The organism is Billgrantia campisalis, from assembly GCF_022341425.1.
Classification (GTDB): domain Bacteria; phylum Pseudomonadota; class Gammaproteobacteria; order Pseudomonadales; family Halomonadaceae; genus Halomonas; species Halomonas campisalis.
On sequence record NZ_JABFUC010000003.1, the window covers coordinates 200,390 to 216,801 of the forward strand.

Below are 16,412 nucleotides of genomic sequence, written 5' to 3' on the forward strand. Positions count from 1 at the left end.
CGCTTTCCCTGTGTACGTTTCCCGCGCAGCTGGGCCTTGTTGAGGGCCCTGCTGTGGCTGTTGGTTGCGGTGCCGCTGTGGTGCCTGGGTCTGGTGTTGCTGGTGCTCGGCCTGGCCCTGTCGCCCTGGGGCAGCGGGCTGCTGCTGGAGGAGGGCGCCAAGCGCGGCTTCTATGAACTGGCCGATGCCGAGGGGGCTCCGCTGGACCGGCTGGTTTTGCATGATTTCAAGCTCGAGGCCGGCCCGGCCCGGGTGCGTCTCCAGCGACTGGAACTGGCCTGGGCGGACGACTGCCTGCTGAGAGGGCAGCTGTGCATCGAGCGGCTGGCCGTGGAGGGCGCGCGCATTCGCCTGGGGGCCGGCGATGCCGACGTGGAGGCCGAGGCGCCGGCGGTGGGCGAACCGTTGGACGAAATTCGCCTGCCATTTCCCCTGTCGATCCGCGCGCTGTCGCTGATCGATGTCGACCTGCAGCTGGCCGATGGCACACGCGTCACCTTTGAGGAATTCACCACCGGTGCCGAGGCCGAGGCGTCGACGCTGACCCTGCTGCCGACGCGGCTCGGGGGCCTGCGCGTGCAACTGCCGCTGTCCGCCGGCGTGCGGCTGGCCCTGAGCGAGGCCGAACACGACGGGCCACGGCTGACGGCGGAGGCGATCGATGCCGCCATCGCCGTGCAGTCGCCGCTTCCGGCGGTGGCCGCGGCGGAACTGCAGGACCTGGCCGCCCGGCCGCTGGAGGATCGAGAACGCCTTTCACTCCCCGAAATCGAGCTACCGCTGCGGCTGCGGGTGCCGGAGCTGATCGTCGAGGATGCCGCGCTGTCAGGCCCCCTGGACTACGCCATCCAACGCCTGTCGCTGAGCCTCGAGGCCCGCGGCCAGGTGGTCGAGATTGCGCCCCTGGAACTGGCCACCCAGGATACCGATGCCCGGCTCTCGGCGCGGGTCGAGCTGCGCGATGACTATCCCCTCGAGGCGCGGCTGGAGGCCTCGCTGTGGCTGCCCGAGATCATGCCGGAGCTGGCCGGTAAGCGGCTTGACCTGCGCCTGGACGGCAGTCTGGGGGGGCTGGACGTTGATCTCCAGACCTGGGGCCCCGTCAACGCCCGCCTGACGGCGCACTTGGACGCCCTGGACCCGACCCTGCCGTTCAGCGCCGCGTTCAAGAGCGAGCTCCTGCAGTGGCCGCTGCCACCCCACGAGGGCACCGTTGGCGACGAAACGGATGACCAGGCGCCGCCGCCCGTCGGGGACCCCTATGTGATCGAGGACCTGACTCTCCAACTGGAAGGCAGTCTGCTGGCCTACCGCGCCGCGTTGTCGATGCGCGTGGAAGGACCGGAGGTACCGCTCACCCGGGTGGCCCTCTCGGGCAGCGGTGATCTTCAACACTTCGCCTGGACGCCGCTGTCGCTCACCCTGGGGCGTGCCTCGGTGGTCAGCCGCGGTCGCGTCGGCTGGGCCGAGGGCCTCGATGTCGAGGCCGTGCTGCGACTCGATAACCTCGACCCCGGCGCCTTCACCGAGGCCGTCCAGGGGCGGCTCAGCGGCGATATCGAGCTGGACTTCGTTCAGTCGGCCCAGGGCTGGCGGCTGCAGGTGCCGCGGCTGGCCATCGGCGGTGAGCTGCAGTCGCTGCCGCTGTCGCTGCAGGCCCGGCTGGCGGGGGACAGCGAGATGCGCTGGACCATCGACGAGCTGGATTTTCGCCAGGGCGCCAATCGGCTGACCGCCAGCGGTCGCGTCTCCGACACACAGCTGGACCTCGGCGGCGAGTTCGACCTGCCGGCCCTGGCCAGCCTCCACGATGAGCTCGGCGGCACCTTGGCAGGCCGCTTCACCGCCTCTGGCAGCCTGGAGGCGCCGCAGCTCGACTTCGAGCTGAGTGGTGACGGCCTTGCCTTTGCCGAAAATCGCCTCGACAGCCTGCGGCTCTCGGGCCGGGTCAGCGGGATCGATGATCCGGATCTCGACCTGAGCCTGGCCATCGAGCGCCTCAATGCCGGCGGCCAGCGCTTCAGCGAGGTCAGCCTGAACCTGGACGGACGGCTCTCCGCCCATCGCCTGACGCTGGAGGCGATCGCCGGGCGGGGCATGCCGCTGTCGCGGGCGGTCCTGGCGGTGGAGGGGGGGCTCAGCGAGGATCGTCAGCGCTATGCCGGACAGCTGACGCCGCTGGAGGTGGACAGCGAGAACGGCGATATTCGCCTCGTGGACCCGCTGACCTTCGACGTGAATATCGCCGCGGCCAGTGCCCGGGTGCAGCCCTTCTGCCTGCGCCGTGAGCAGGGGGGAAGGGTGTGTCTCGACGAGACTCTCGAAGCCAGCGCCGACCAGGGGCGGGCGGTGCTCTCGGTGCGCGACCTGTCCATGACGATCCTTGAGGAGTGGCTGCCGCCGGACTGGGCCGCCGAGGGCGAGACACTCCTCTCCCTGGTGGTCGAGTGGCGCCAGGCCGGCGCCCAGTGGGGTGCCCGGGCAGATCTGGAGACCACGCTCTCTCTGCAGGGACTCGACGCCTACGGTCAGCCATGGCAGCTGCCGAACAGCCGGCTGACCCTGGAGGTGGATGCCAGCCAGGCCAGGGTCGATCTCGATCTGGGCCTGCAGCTGGACGATGCGGGGCGCATCGGCCTGGCGCTGAGGCTGGATGACCCCCTGACGGGAGGCAGCCTGGACGGGCGCCTGATCCTCGACGATATTCAGCTGTCGCGCTATCGCACCCTGGTCACCGGCATGGATGAGCTGGAAGGGCGCCTGGTCGGCGACGTGAACATCACCGGTCGCCGCGAGGCACCGCAGCTCGATGGCAGCATCACGCTTGAGGGACTGCGCGCCAGCGGCCTCGACCTGCCGCTGATGGTGCAGGACGGTCGAGTTCGTATACGCCTGGCCGGTGATCGTGGCGATATCGATGGCCACCTGGTCACCGATGATGGCCGCCTGGAGATCGTCGGCGATGCCGCCTGGCCGTCGCCGGATGACTGGCGGCTGGCGATCGACCTGGACGGGACGCGTCAGCCGCTGCTGGTGACCATGCCGGAGTTCGGTCGGCTGCGCGTCGCTCCGGACATTCGCGTGCGCATCGACCCCAGCCGCCTGCAGGTACGCGGCGCAGTGCAGGTGCCCTGGGCGCGGCTCGAAGTGGGCGAAGTGCCGGCCGCCGCGGTCAGCCCGAGCCCCGACGAGATCATCATCACCCGCCGCGATGAGGAGCGGGCACGGCGCGCCGCGGAGCGGGAAGGCCTCGATGAAGATGCCGGGGTGGACGAAACCGCCGCGGCCGCCCTGCGCGAGGCCGGCATGGCCATGGACGTGCGTATCGATCTGCGCTTGGGCCCCGATATGCAGCTGGAGGCCTATGGCCTGCAGGCCGGGCTGCGTGGCATCCTGGAGGTGCGCCAGCAGGCCGGGCCGGTTCAGCTGTTCGGTGACGTCAACCTGGTCGACGGGCGTTTCCGCGCCTTTGGCCAGGACCTGCTGATCCGCCAGGGCCAGCTGTTCTTCAGCGGCCCGCCCGACCAGCCGCTGCTGGACTTCGAGGCCATCCGCAATCCGGATGTCACCGAGGATGGTGTGATCGCCGGGCTGCGCGTCTCCGGCTTCGCCGCCGAGCCGCGGTTGGCGATCTTCTCCGAACCCGCCATGGACGAGGCGCGGGCGCTCTCCTACCTGCTGCGCGGGCGCGCCCCACGGGACGGCGACGCCGACGGCGCCCTGACCTCGGCGCTGATCGGTCTGACCCTGGGCCGGACCGGCGGGGCGGTGGGGGCCATCGGCGAGGTCTTCGGCATCGCGGACCTGGCGCTGGAGGCCGCCGGGGCCGGAGACGACAGACAGATCGTCGTCAGCGGCTATATCACCGAGGACCTGCGGGTGAGCTACGGGGTGGGGATCTTCTCGCCCATCGCCGAGCTCACCCTGCGCTATACGCTGTGGCGAAACCTCTACCTGCAGGCGGTCTCAGGGGCGGCCCAGGCCGTCGATCTGGTCTATACCTTCAGCCTGCCGGGTAAGCCGCCGCAGATCGACGCCTCTTCCACAGGAGATTGACCATGATTCTCGATCCCTCCCGCGCCCTGCCGGGCCGCAATACGCCGCTCAGCTTTTCGGGTGTGCATGCCGTCAACGGTTGCTCGATGCTGCCGCCGTTCCCGGCGGAGCATGCCGTCATCGTGCTGGGGCTCGGCTGTTTCTGGGGCGCCGAGCGACTGTTCTGGCAGCTGCCCGGGGTCTACGTGACCGCCGTCGGCTATGCCGGCGGCATCACGCCCAACCCCACCTACGAGGAGACCTGTACCGGCCTGACCGGCCATACCGAAGTGGTGCAGGTGGTCTATGACCCGGCCACGCTACCTCTGGTCGAGCTGCTGCGGGTCTTTTGGGAAGCTCACGACCCGACCCAGGGCATGCGCCAGGGCAACGACATCGGCAGCCAGTATCGCTCGGCGATCTACACGACCGATGACGCTCAGCTGGCCGAGGCCGAGCGCAGTCGAGAGGCCTATCAGCGCTCGCTGACCCGGGCGGGGAAGGGCGATATCACCACCGAGATCGCCCCGCTGACGGCCTTTTACTACGCCGAGGAGTACCATCAGCAGTACCTGCACAAGCAGCCGGGCGGCTACTGCGGCCTCAAGGGAACCGGGGTCAGCTGTCCGATTGGGTGAGCACGGCGGAGGGGAATGCCTGGCTTCTGGCGGTTAAAGCCGCGCCAGGCGTGCCTTCAGTCCGCTCAACTCATCGTTCAGATACTCGGCGTCGAACTCCGCCTCCTCGATCATCCGCGGCGGGTCGTAGACCTCGAGGTGGCTGCGGTGCTTCTTGAGCACGCGATCCTGCTCCAGCTCCTTGAGCGTGCGATTGATATGCACCGGCGACAGGCCAAGAATCTGACCCAGCAGCCGCTGGGAAACGGGAAACTCGAATGACGCCAGGTCGACGGTTTTCAGCTTCTCGAGTCGAAGGTAAGTCTCGACCATGAAATGCAGCACCTGCGAACGCGCGCTGCGATGGAGGGTGACGAGCATGCGTTCGGTGAGCAGGGCCTCCTGGCGGCTAATGCAGGCGAAGAGCGCGATCGCCAGCGGGTCGTCGCCGGCGGCTTGAACCTATCGCGTTTTATCGCGTTTCGTCTCGACTAGTCGGGGCGGGCAGCGTGAGGGCAGCAGGAAGCTGGTCTCGCGCTTCCTGGAGAATCTGGAACTGTGCCCGGCGCTGGCCAATGCAGTCGTTCAGCCAGGCATCCAGGCCGGGGATGGCATTATAGGCCTGCAGGCGCTCATAGAAGCGCCGTGATCGCCACTCCTCCAGTAGCGCTCGGCTGAGCTCTTGCGCTGCCACCTCATCATCGAAAATAAAGAAGTGGGGGTTGACCTGCAGGCGCTGTTCGGAGCGCAGGGACGGATCGCGAAGCAGAGACTGCTCGATCGGCAGGGACGCTGACACCTCGATCAGCGTCTGGATACGCTGCTGGCTCTCAATGGCCAGGGTCTGCATGAGTTGGCTAATGCCAATGTGGTAGGTCAAGAAGCGCAGGCAAAGCCTGCGATAGCGATGATATTCCTGGTGCTCATGCTCATTGGCCCGGGTTAGGATATCCTCAATAAGACTGATGACGCCTGTCGGCTGGCTCTTTTGCCTGAAAGCAAGAGCGCCCAGTGGGGGAAGACGTGACATGTTCACGATGAGCCTCACCTCTAGTATTGCGGGACTTTTGCGGTGCACATATGCCGTCGGGATGAGGGCACATATGCCGTCGGCGCCTAACGGGCGCCTTTGACTATGCCTGGAAAACAGGCTAGTCAAAGGCGCCGCTGACGTCTGCTAACCTGGGTTAATCCCCCTCTTATTTTGGGCACTTTATATTTAGTCCCATCCACCCGAGCGGTGACTGCGGCCTCAAGGGGACCGGCGTCCGCGGTCCGATCGGCTGACCCCGGCGCCCGGCCTATCGCTCACCCCGCGTCGCCTGGCGTCAGGTTGTCGGCGCCCTGTGCGGTGATCAGCACGTTGTCTTCGATGCGGATGCCGCCGTGGGGGGCGAGGCGCTCGACCTGCGTCCAGTCGATGTCGCGCCCGACGGGCGCATCACGTAGCGGATCCAGCAGCATGGGGATAACGTAGAGCCCCGGTTCCACGGTGACCACCATGCCTGCCTCCAGCTCACGGGTCAGGCGCAGAGCAGGGTGCTCGGGCGGCGGCGGCAGCGGGCTGCCGTCACCGCGACAGCGCCCGGCGACGTCGTGTACCTGCAGGCCCAGCAGGTGGCCTAGCCCATGGGGACAGAAGGCCCGGGTGATGCCGGCGGCCACCGCCGCCTCTGGCGAGCAGCGTATCACCCCCTGGTCGGCGAGCAGCGCCCCCAGCTCGTCGTGCATTCGCTCATGTAGCGCCACATAGCTGACGCCGGGGCGCAGCGCCGCAATCAACCGCCGCTGCAGCGCCGTGACCCCATCGATCAGCGCAGGGAAGCAGGAGTCGGCGTCGGCGCCAGACCAGGTGCGGGTAATATCGGCGCAGTAGCCACGCACCCGGTGGCCGGCATCGACCAGCAGGCTGTGCTGCCGATCGGGCGGTTTGAGATCGTAGTGCTGGTAGTGCAGCACACCGCCATGGGCGTTGATCCCGACGATGTTGCCGTAGGGCACGTCGCTTTCCCGCTGGCGTGACGCCTTGAGGTAGGCCAACTGGACGTCGAGCTCGGCAGCGCCGCCGCGGAAGGCATCACAGGCCGCCAGATGTCCTTGCATGGCCCGCCGGTTGGCCTCCCGCAGGCAGGCGACCTCGTAGTCGCTCTTGCAGACCCGCAGCTCGTCCAGCGCCGCCGTCAGCCGTTCGGGATTGAGCTCGGCGCCCAGCGCCGCGGCCGTGGCCGGGGCCACCTCGCCGAGCACGGCGAAGCGACCGGCCGGCAGCGGCGGCGGCGTCTCCGACTGGCGAAGCTCGATGGCGAAGCGCTGGGTCCAGGCCTCATCCGGCAGCGCCGGGGGCAGGTGCCAGAAATCCCGGGGGGCATGGAAGTAGAGCGCGGGGCGTTGCCCGGCACGCAGCAGCAGCCAGCTGCGCGTCACACCGGCCAGCGGCACCCAGTGCAGGAAGTGCCCGTAGGTGGCGAAGCTGGCCTCCTGGTCGTCGGCAAAATGGCGATGCGGGTGGCCGCTATACAGCAGCACCCCATCATAGCCGAGTGCGTCGAGCAGACAGGCGTACTCCCGCTCGAGGCGTTCGAGATGCAGCCTCTGGGCATCGGCGAGCGAGTGAGTCATGAAGGGGCTCCAGAAGGCGAGGTGACGCCTCTCATGCAATCGGATGGGTTTCCGGCAGCTGCTGCCAAAGGGCGTCCAGCGCCGGGTGTCGATGTTCCGGATGCCGGAACAGCAGGATATCCAGGGGCACTTGCCAACGGGCATCGCCAGCGGCGACTAATTCGCCGGCCCTGAGGGCAGGGGCCACCACTCGCAACGGCAGCCACCCCAGTCCATAGCCTAGCCCTACCAGCTCGCGGATGTTGCTGCTCTGAATGCCTTCGCTGAGCACGTGGAACTTCGGTACCCGGTTCAAGCCGGCCAGGTGTGCGCCGATGGCGGCATGCAGCAGCCCGCGATGATGGTAGGCAATCAGCGGCAGGGCATCGCGATGTGAGGTCTCCAGGCAGAAGCGGGGAGTGCCGTCGGCATTGGGTACCGTGACCGGCACCAGGCATTCTTCGCTGACCCAGCGCTGCTCACAGCCTTGGCGATCTATCGACGGCGGCTCGACCAAGCGTGGCCAGTAGCATAGTGCCAGATCGCATTCACCGTGACTCAATGCCTGAAAATAGTCACCCACCAGCCAGCCGGTGGCCCGCAGGTACGGCTGAAGGGGCGGCTCGAGCGCTAGTGAATCACGCCAGTCGGGTAGAAAGCATGACAGCAGGCTCTGCGGCGCGGCGAGGCGCAACTGGTTTGCCTGGGTGTCGGCCAGCCGTGAGAGCCGCTCACGGGTGGCAACGACGCGCTGGGTGACCTGCTCGCACAGACCGAGAAACTCCTCGCCGGCGGGAGTCAGAGACAGCGGTAGGCTTTGCCGGTTGATCAGCACGGCCCCCATTTCCTCCTCGAGCAACTTGATACGTCGGGAGAAGGTCGGCTGGGTGACATGGCGTTCGTCTGCCGCCCGTGAAAAGTGCCGGGTGCGGGCCAGGGTGATGAAATCTTCTAGCCAACGAATTTCCATGGGTCACCGCTTTTTCCGAATATATTGTCGATATTTTTATGAAAAGCAGCGGATAATGCCATTCAATAGCGAAAAGGGCTATAGCCGATCCTCTTCCACTGCATGGCACGCCACCTGACTGCCGTCGGCCTGGGGCCTTAGCTTGGGTACCTCCCGGCGGCAGCGAGGTTCGGCGTAAGGGCAGCGGCCATGGAAAACGCAGCCCGAGGGCAAGTCGACGGGGGTGGGCACCTCGCCGCTTAGTCGGATCGGCTGGGGGCGGTCATCCTCCAGCCGTGGGATCGCCGACAGCAGTGCCTGGGTATAGGGGTGACGCGGGGTGGCGAACAGCGTCCGGGTTGGTGCTACTTCGCACACCGTGCCCAGGTACATCACCGCCACCCGGGTACCGAAGTGCTCCACCACCGCCAGGTCATGAGTGATGAACAGATAGGTGAGGTGGCGCTCTTGCTGAGCATCCATCAAGAGGTTGAGCACCTGGGCCTGGATGGAGACGTCCAGCGCCGAGATCGGCTCGTCGGCGACGATGAACTCCGGGTCGACGGCCAGCGCCCGTGCAATGGCGATGCGTTGGCGCTGGCCGCCGGAGAACTCGTGACCGAAGCGCCCGCCCCAGTCCGGGTCGATGCCCACCGAGGCCATCACCTCGCGCACCTTGGCGACGACCCGCTCCCGGTCCCAGTCGGGATGGTGAAGGCGGATCGGCTCCTCCAGGGTCTGCTGAATGGTCATGCGCGGATTCAGCGAGGCATAGGGGTTCTGGAAGATCATCTGCATGCGCTTGCGATAGGGCAGCAGGGCACGAGGCGAGAGGGCATCGATGCGCGCCCCATCGTAGTGGATCTCGCCGGCGCTGGGCGAGAGCAGTCCCATCACGGTGCGCGCCACCGTGGACTTGCCGCAGCCGGACTCGCCCACCACACAGAGTGCCTCGCCCCGTTGGATAGTCAGATCAACGCCGTTGATGGCATGCACGAACTCCTGGTGGCGCACCAGGCGGCCGCCCTTGAAGCGCAGCTGCTCCAGGAAGTCACCGGAGAGATCGAAACGTTTCTCCAGACCGCAAATCTCCAGCAGCGGTGTGGCACTCGCGCTGTCGTAGCCGGGCGTGGCCAGGGGCTCGGCGATGGTGGTCATTGGACTTTCTCCTTGATGGGCGTGGCCTCTCGGGCCAGCATCTCTGCCACCATGTGGCAGGCCACTCGGCAGTTGCCAGAGTCGACGAACGCCGGAATACGCTCGGTGCAGGCGGGTCGCGGGCTGCCGTCGGCGCGGTCGATGAAGTCGCAGCGAGGATGGAAGGCGCAGCCCGAGGGAAGGTTAGCCAGCGACGGCATGCTGCCGCGAATTTGGTTGAGGTGGCTTCCGGGCGTGGCCATCTGCGGCAGAGCGTTCATCAGTCCCTGGGTATAGGGGTGCTGAGGGTCGTTGATGATCTCCCGGGTGGGGCCGGCTTCGATGACCCGACCGGCATACATCACCAACATGCGCTGGGTGACCTGGCTGACCACCCCCAGGTCGTGGGTGATCAGTACCAGGCCGACGTTGTGCTTCTCGCATAGCTCGCGCAGCAGCGCCATGATCTCGGCCTGAATGGTCACGTCCAGCGCTGTGGTCGGTTCATCGGCGATGATGATGTCTGGGTCGAGCAGCAGGGCGATGGCGATGATTACCCGCTGCCGCATGCCTCCGGAGAGTTCATGGGGGTACTGGTCGAGGCGCGTGTCCGGCGAAGGGATCTGCACCTGCTGTAATTTGTGCAGGGCGATGGCCCGAGCCTCCCGGCGTGAGATACGACGATGGGCCTTGAGGCACTCGACCATCTGCTCGCCGATGGAGAGCACCGGGTTGAGGGTCATCATCGGATCCTGAAAGATCATCGAGATGCGGTTGCCGCGAATCTTGCGCAGGCCGCGCTCACCGAGGCCAGTGAGTTCCTGGCCGTCGAAACGGATGCTGCCGCCCGCGATGAAGCCGGGCCTGGCGATCAGGTTGAGCAGGCTGAAGGCCGCTACTGACTTGCCGGCGCCGGATTCGCCGACGATACCCAGCCGCTCGCCGCGGTCGAGTGTGAAGTTGACATTGCGCAGTGCGCGGACCTCGCCATGACGCAGGGCGAAGCGCACATCCAGGTCACGGACTTCGAGTAGTGCCATGTTACGCTCCTTAGCCCTTGTAGAGTCGGGGATTCATGACGTCACGCAGCCAGTCGCCAAGCAGGTTGATCGATAGCACCAGCACTACCAGCACCGCGCCGGGGATCAGGGTGATCCACCAGGAACCGGACTGCAGGTAGTCGAAGCCGGCCTTGATAAGCGAGCCCAGGGAGGGGTGGGTCTCTGGCATGCCCAGGCCGAGGAAGGAGAGGGCGGCCTCAGAAATGATTGCGTTGGCCACCTGCACCGTGGAGATGACGAAGATCGGCGTCAGGGTGTTGGGCAGCACGTGGCGGAACATGATCCGGCGGCTGCCGAGCCCCATGGTCTTGGCGGCGTCCACATACTCCTTGCGCTTCTCGCCCAACACCGAGGCGCGCACGGTGCGCGCGTACTGCGGCCACTCAGCCAGGCCGATGATCAGGATCAACATCAGCACCGCATAGTCGCTGTAGAAAGCGCCGCCGAGAGTGGCCTTGACCACGGCACCGACCACGATGGCTACCATCAGCGTAGAGAAGGAGAGCTGGATGTCGGCCAGACGCATCAGAAAGGCGTCGACGCGACCGCCTAGGTAACCCGCCATCAGGCCGAAGACTACCCCCAGCAGCGCCTGCAGCAGCACGGCGCCGAAGCCGATCAACAAAGATACCCGAGTGCCGTAGAGGATGATCGACCAGAGGTCGCGGCCCTGTGCATCGGTACCCAGGGTATAGCGGGCGTCACTGCCGTCGACCCAGAAGGGCGGCAGCTCGGAATCGAGGATATCGATCTGGGCCAGGTCGTAAGGGTCGGTGGGCGCCAGCCACGGCGCCAGCAACGCCATGCTGATTAGGCCGAGCAGGATCGCCAGGCACAGCTGGGCCCCCCAGTCTCGCTTGAAGCTGTAGGCCAAATAGGAGTCGCGCAGCCTCTGCCAGCGACCGACGGCCGGAGTCGCCGCAGGGGATGAGGTATTGGTGCTCATGCGGGCTTGCCTGTCAGTTTGACGGTGGGATTCACGAGGCCATAGATCAGGTCGACCAGGGTGTTGGTGACCACGAAGATGACCCCAACGATCATCAGGTAAGCGACGATCAGCGGAATATCGGCGCGGTTGATGGCATCAAGGAACATCAGCCCCAGGCCTGGCCACTGGAACACGGTCTCAGTAAGAATGGTGTAAGCCACCATGGTGCCGATCTGCACGCCACCGACGGTGATCACCGGCAGCATGGTGTTCTTCAGCGCATGCAAGAAGTGGATCCGCCGCGGGGCGATGCCCTTGGCGCGCGCGAACTTGACGTACTCTGACTGCAGCACTTCCATCATCTCGGCGCGGATCAGGCGAATGAATAGCGGCAGCATGATCGAGGCCAGTGCGATAGAGGGCAGCACCAGGTGCTTGAGCCCGTCGAAGCTCGCCAGGTTGGTATCCCAGTGGCCCATCACATGCACCAGCTCATAGCCGCGGCCAAAGGAGGGCATGTGGCCTTGGGTGGACAGCGCAGCATTGAGCCAGGCGCCCCAGGCCGTGGATCCCGGAAAAAGTGTGACGCTGATACCAATAGAGAAGATCTGGATCAGGATGATCGCGGTAAGAAACACCGGTACCGAGATCCCCACGATGGAGACTCCCATGAAGAAGCGGGACAGCAGAGCATGCGGCTTGATGGCGCTGAACACGCCGATGGGCACGGACAGCAGCACGATCAGCAGGCTGGCCCCGAACACCAGTTCCAAGGTGGCCGGAAGATGGCGTGCGATCACCTCCAGGGCCGGCTCCCGGTAGAAATAGGAGTAGCCGAAATCGCCCTGCAGGGCGTTGCCGGCAAAGCGCAGGTACTGGACATGGAAGGGATCGTTGAGCCCCAACTGGTCGCGCAGGGCGGCGCGCTCGCTCTCGGGTACCGACTGGCCAACCATCTGTTGGATGGGGTCGCCCAGGTTGCCCTGGATGGCGAAGGCGATAACGCTGATGACGAACATCACCAGCAGGGCGTGCATCAGCCGCTTGGTCAGAAAGGCGATCATGGCGTTTGCCTGTCAGGGAGGGTAATGACGAACGGAAGCCGCCTACCCCGGGCGTGGGGCAGGCGGTACCCGGGCGAAGCTAGTCGCGGCCGATGACCAGGTCCCCCAGATAGGGGAAGTCGGTGGCATTGACCACCGCGTCGATGGCTATGCCATCGCGAGCTCCGTAGGCCAGATTCTGCCAGTGCAGCATGATGTAGCCGGCATCGTCGTAGAGCATCTGCTCGGCCTCGCGCAGCATGGCGTTGCGGGTCTCGAGGTCGGTCTCGGCGTCAGCGTCGGCCACTAGGGCATCCAGCGCCTCGTTGCAGTAGCTGCCGTAGTTGTACTGACCGGCACCGGTGTCGGTGTCGATACAAGCGGTCAAGTACTGGAAGAAGTTGGCGCTGTCCTCGGTATCAGAGTGCCAGCCGATCATCGCCGCATCCGAGCTGCGGGTATCATACTCGGGCCAATACTGGGCCAGCGGCATGGTGCGCAGGTTCACGTCGATATTGATGCGCGCCAGCATATTGGCCACCGCCTGAGCGATCTGGGCATCATTCACATAGCGGTTGTTGGGCGCGATCATGTCGATGCGAAAGCCATCCTCGTAACCGGCTTCGGCCATCAGCTGCTGGGCACGCTCTACGTCATAGCGCGGCATCAGCTCGGGATTGTGACCCGAGTAGCCGGCCGGGGAGAATTGGGCGGCCGGGGTGGCGAAGCCGCGCATCAGACGGTCGGCAATACCTTGCTGGTTGATGGCATAGGCCACGGCCTGCCGCACACGCGGGTCGCGGAAGGCTTCAACGCGTGCCTCATTGAGCTGGAAGCCGATGATGCGGGTGCCGGGGATCTCCACCAGGTTGGTGTCCTGGGCCTGACGAACCCGGTCCAGGTCGTTGGGTGGGACGGCATCGATGAAGTCGACGCCTCCGGACAGCAGGGCGGCGACCCGCGAGGCATTCTCGGCGATGGGCGTCAGCACGATGCGTGAAACATTGCCTTCGGAGGCCTCGTCCCAATAGTCGGCGTAGCGTTCGAACTCGACCCGCACGCCCTGGCGGCGTTCGGTGACGATGAAGGGCCCGGTGCCGGAGAGATGGCGCGAGGCGAAGGAGTTGCCGGCCTTGACGATCTCTGCCTTGTCCTGGCCGTTATCGGTCGAGCCGCTGTAGAACTCGCGATCCAGCGGGAAGATATAGGTGGCGAGGTTGAGCAGCAGCGGGTAGGGCGCGTGGGTAGTGATCTCCAGGGTGTGGTCGTCCAGGGCGCGGGCGTCGGCGATCGGCTCGAAGATGGTGCGGTAGTCCGGGCTCGCCTTGAGGCGCTCGATAGTCCAGGCCACGTCCTCGGCGGTGAAGGGGTTACCGGAATGGAAGGTCACGCCCTTGCGCAGGGTCATGCGCAGGGTGGTTGCGTCCACCTGCTCCCAGTCACTGGCCAGACGCGGCTCGAAGTCGAAATCCTGGGTCCAGCGCACCAGAGGGTCGAAGGCGAGGTGCGAAAAGCGCAGCATGCCGCCCGACAGCTGTTCGTGGATATCCAGCGTTTCGGGGTCGGCGCTGTAGCCGATGCGCAAGGTCTCGGCGGCGGCAGTGGCCGGTAGGGTGGCGGCCAGGGCGGCGCCGATCACGGAGGCCAGTAGAGTCTTCTTGAGGGTCATGTCGCGTCCCGGATGGTGGCTTGTTGTGTATTGTCGATTCGGCGACCACCATAGTGAGCCACCGAGACGCGGGACAATCGAAATAGTGACTGGGCTCATGCGCAGCCTGAATCACTGCCGCGCATGGGAGGGCAAGTTATTGTTGTAGAAAGGGGCGTGGGTCAAGCGCCAGGATCGAGACGCTCGATGCGATACAGCTCGGTGACCTGTTCGAGGCTCTCCACCGTGCAGTCCAGATCGGTGACGTGGCCATCCTTGAGGCCGTAGACCCAGCCGTGTATCGCCAACGGCTGGCCGCGCTGCCAGGCATGCTGAACGATCTTGGTGTGGCTGAGGTTGGTGACCTGAGCCTTCACGTTGAGTTCGCACATCCGGTCGACTCGATCATCGAGCTCGAGCGCGTCCAACTCCTCGCGATGCCGGGCGTAGAGTTCACGCACCGAGTGCAGCCAGATATCGACCATACCGTTGTCGCCGCCGGTGACCGCCGCCCGGACGCCGCCACAGCCGTAGTGGCCCACCACCATGATATGGCGCACCTTCAGCACATCCACCGCGTACTGCACCACCGACAGGGCGTTGAGGTCGTTGTGGTGGAGCAGGTTGGCCACGTTGCGGTGAACGAACACCTCCCCGGGAGGTAGGTCGATGATCTGGTTGGCCGGCACCCGGCTGTCGGAGCAGCCGATCCACAGATAGTCGGGGTTCTGCTGCTCCGACAGCCGGTCGAAGAAGGCCGGGTCCTCCCGGCGGATGCCCTCGGCCCACTGGCGGTTGCGTTCGACGAGCTGCTTGATCTCTTTTTTCATGGCGTCACTCTTTCGTTGCGCTGAAGGTTGGGGTGATGCTGAGCGAAGCGGTGGCTGTCTGCCTCGACGAGGGGGAATGGTATCATCGCCGCACCAATGACCCACGGCTTCAGGAGAACGACGTGTCCGAGTTCGACTATGACCTCTTCGTAATCGGCGCCGGGTCCGGTGGCGTGCGCGCCGCCCGGACCGCGGCGGCCATGGGTGCCCGGGTCGCCATCGCCGAGGACCGCTACCTGGGTGGCACCTGTGTCAACGTAGGCTGCGTGCCCAAGAAGCTCTACTCCTACGCCGCCCACTTTCACGATGCCTTCGAGGATGCCGGGGGGTTCGGTTGGCAGCTGCCGGCGCCGCCGTCGTTCGACTGGGCGACCCTGCGCGATAACAAGAGCAGCGAGATAAAGCGCCTCAACGAGATCTATGCCCGGCTGCTCGACGGTGCGGGGGTGCGCCTGATCAACGGCCGGGCCCGGGTGCTGGACGCTCACCGTGTTGAAGTGGCCGGTGAAACCATCCGCGCCATGAAGATCCTGGTGGCGGTGGGCGGCTGGCCCTGGGTGCCGGAATTTCCCGGCAGCGAGCACGCCCTGACCTCCAACGAGATCTTCGATCTGGAGCATTTTCCGAAGCGCTTCCTGGTGCTGGGGGGCGGCTATATCGCCGTGGAGTTTGCCAGTATTTTCAATGGGCTGGGCAGCGACACCCAGTTGGTCTATCGGGGCGATCTCTTCCTGCGCGGGTTCGATAACGAGGTGCGGGAGTTCACCCGTGATGAGATGACCAAGAAGGGCGTCAGGCTGCATTTCGAGACCAATATCGAATCCATTGAGCGCGTCGATGACGCTTTTCGAGTGACCCTGACCGGCGGTGAGGTGGTCGAGGTGGATGCGGTGCTGGCGGCCACCGGGCGCAGGCCCAATCTGGCCGGGCTGGGCCTGGATGCTCTGGGCATCGACCTCAAGGCCGATGGCAGCGTGAAGGTCAACGAGCGGTTCGAGACCTCGGTGCCTTCGATCCTGGCGCTTGGCGACATCACCGGTGGCCCTGAGTTGACCCCGGTGGCCCTGGCCGAGGCGATGCAGATGGCCCAGGCTCACTTCGGTGAGCAAGCGCCGGCGCCGCTGGATTACGCCAGGATCGCCACCGCGGTGTTCTGCCACCCCAATATTGGCACCGTGGGACTCTCCGAGGAGGCGGCCCGGGAGCGCCACGGCGCGATTCGCGTCTACCGCACCGACTTTCGCCCCATGAAGCACACGCTCTCGGGCAGCGAGGAGCGCTGCCTGATGAAGCTGATCGTCGACGGCGCCAGCGACGTGGTGGTGGGGGCCCATATGGTGGGCGAGGAGGCCGGCGAGGTGATCCAGGGCATCGCCATCGCCGTGCGTGCCGGTCTGACCAAGGCCGATTTCGATGCGACCGTCGGCATCCATCCCACCGGCGCGGAAGAGTTCGTGACCCTGCGTACGCCGACACGCCGCTGATCGGCAGTCGGCGGTGCGGTTTCGACGGGCCACCTTCGGGTGGCCCGTTGACCGTAGGGAAGCAGAGTGTCGGCGAGACTGG

13 protein-coding genes are annotated in these 16,412 nt (G+C 65.7%); 3 read left to right on the top strand and 10 right to left on the bottom strand.

The features are described from left to right. Positions 1 to 36 precede the first annotated feature (36 nt). Positions 37 to 4,056, top strand: coding sequence for an autotransporter assembly complex protein TamB (tamB, locus tag HOP52_RS04845; protein ID WP_309674561.1), 4,020 nt, complete (start codon positions 37 to 39; stop codon positions 4,054 to 4,056). Positions 4,057 to 4,058: 2 nt separating this feature from the next. Then, positions 4,059 to 4,673, top strand: coding sequence for a peptide-methionine (S)-S-oxide reductase MsrA (gene msrA, locus HOP52_RS04850; protein WP_238976139.1), 615 nt, complete (start codon positions 4,059 to 4,061; stop codon positions 4,671 to 4,673). A gap of 33 nt (positions 4,674 to 4,706) precedes the next feature. On the opposite strand, the gene HOP52_RS04855 is transcribed toward msrA, so the two are convergent. The 10 genes from HOP52_RS04855 to can form a co-directional block, all read right to left on the bottom strand. After that, positions 4,707 to 4,985, bottom strand: coding sequence for a helix-turn-helix domain-containing protein (locus HOP52_RS04855; protein ID WP_238976141.1), 279 nt, complete (start codon positions 4,983 to 4,985; stop codon positions 4,707 to 4,709). A 139-nt stretch (positions 4,986 to 5,124) separates the two neighbouring features. Then, positions 5,125 to 5,688: a hypothetical protein gene (locus HOP52_RS04860; RefSeq protein WP_238976142.1), complete on the bottom strand. Its 564-nt coding sequence runs from the start codon at positions 5,686 to 5,688 to the stop codon at positions 5,125 to 5,127. A gap of 272 nt (positions 5,689 to 5,960) precedes the next feature. Further along, a complete protein-coding gene (gene pepQ / locus HOP52_RS04865; protein WP_238976144.1) occupies positions 5,961 to 7,271 on the bottom strand; it encodes a Xaa-Pro dipeptidase in 1,311 nt (436 codons plus the stop codon). A 31-nt stretch (positions 7,272 to 7,302) separates the two neighbouring features. Beyond that, the gene (locus tag HOP52_RS04870) at positions 7,303 to 8,220 is read right to left on the bottom strand and encodes a LysR family transcriptional regulator (RefSeq protein ID WP_238976146.1); all 918 of its coding nucleotides are present in this window, start codon (positions 8,218 to 8,220) and stop codon (positions 7,303 to 7,305) included. A 78-nt stretch (positions 8,221 to 8,298) separates the two neighbouring features. Beyond that, entirely contained in the window at positions 8,299 to 9,357 is a 1,059-nt protein-coding gene (locus HOP52_RS04875) for an ABC transporter ATP-binding protein (RefSeq protein WP_238976148.1), read from the bottom strand. Then, positions 9,354 to 10,376, bottom strand: coding sequence for an ABC transporter ATP-binding protein (locus HOP52_RS04880; RefSeq protein ID WP_238976150.1), 1,023 nt, complete (start codon positions 10,374 to 10,376; stop codon positions 9,354 to 9,356). Before HOP52_RS04880 ends, HOP52_RS04875 begins: the two co-directional genes overlap by 4 nt. A gap of 10 nt (positions 10,377 to 10,386) precedes the next feature. Beyond that, positions 10,387 to 11,343: an ABC transporter permease gene (locus HOP52_RS04885; protein ID WP_238976152.1), complete on the bottom strand. Its 957-nt coding sequence runs from the start codon at positions 11,341 to 11,343 to the stop codon at positions 10,387 to 10,389. Beyond that, positions 11,340 to 12,389, bottom strand: a complete 1,050-nt coding sequence (locus HOP52_RS04890; protein WP_238976153.1) for an ABC transporter permease — start codon at positions 12,387 to 12,389, stop codon at positions 11,340 to 11,342. The genes HOP52_RS04885 and HOP52_RS04890 overlap by 4 nt, the downstream gene beginning before the upstream one ends. A 79-nt stretch (positions 12,390 to 12,468) precedes the next feature. Beyond that, complete coding sequence (locus tag HOP52_RS04895) at positions 12,469 to 14,037, bottom strand: ABC transporter substrate-binding protein (protein WP_238976155.1); 1,569 nt, start codon at positions 14,035 to 14,037, stop codon at positions 12,469 to 12,471. Between the two features lie 161 nt (positions 14,038 to 14,198). Beyond that, positions 14,199 to 14,846, bottom strand: a complete 648-nt coding sequence (gene can / locus HOP52_RS04900) for a carbonate dehydratase (RefSeq protein ID WP_238976156.1) — start codon at positions 14,844 to 14,846, stop codon at positions 14,199 to 14,201. Between the two features lie 122 nt (positions 14,847 to 14,968). Here can and gorA point away from each other — a divergent pair, with 122 nt between their 5' ends. Further along, positions 14,969 to 16,330 (top strand): glutathione-disulfide reductase, encoded by a 1,362-nt coding sequence (gene gorA / locus HOP52_RS04905; RefSeq protein ID WP_238976158.1) that lies wholly within the window; start codon positions 14,969 to 14,971, stop codon positions 16,328 to 16,330. The last annotated feature ends 82 nt before the right edge of the window (positions 16,331 to 16,412 follow it).

Bases quoted from the DNA above. Each gene is read 5' to 3' on its own strand.
- msrA (WP_238976139.1), top strand. From the start codon at position 4,059: ATGATTCTCGATCCCTCCCGCGCCCTGCCGGGCCGCAATACGCCGCTC.
- HOP52_RS04855 (WP_238976141.1), bottom strand. From the start codon at position 4,985: ATGGTCGAGACTTACCTTCGACTCGAGAAGCTGAAAACCGTCGACCTG.
- pepQ (WP_238976144.1), bottom strand. From the start codon at position 7,271: ATGACTCACTCGCTCGCCGATGCCCAGAGGCTGCATCTCGAACGCCTC.
- HOP52_RS04870 (WP_238976146.1), bottom strand. From the start codon at position 8,220: ATGGAAATTCGTTGGCTAGAAGATTTCATCACCCTGGCCCGCACCCGG.
- HOP52_RS04875 (WP_238976148.1), bottom strand. From the start codon at position 9,357: ATGACCACCATCGCCGAGCCCCTGGCCACGCCCGGCTACGACAGCGCG.
- HOP52_RS04880 (WP_238976150.1), bottom strand. From the start codon at position 10,376: ATGGCACTACTCGAAGTCCGTGACCTGGATGTGCGCTTCGCCCTGCGT.
- HOP52_RS04885 (WP_238976152.1), bottom strand. From the start codon at position 11,343: ATGAGCACCAATACCTCATCCCCTGCGGCGACTCCGGCCGTCGGTCGC.
- HOP52_RS04890 (WP_238976153.1), bottom strand. From the start codon at position 12,389: ATGATCGCCTTTCTGACCAAGCGGCTGATGCACGCCCTGCTGGTGATG.
- HOP52_RS04895 (WP_238976155.1), bottom strand. From the start codon at position 14,037: ATGACCCTCAAGAAGACTCTACTGGCCTCCGTGATCGGCGCCGCCCTG.
- can (WP_238976156.1), bottom strand. From the start codon at position 14,846: ATGAAAAAAGAGATCAAGCAGCTCGTCGAACGCAACCGCCAGTGGGCC.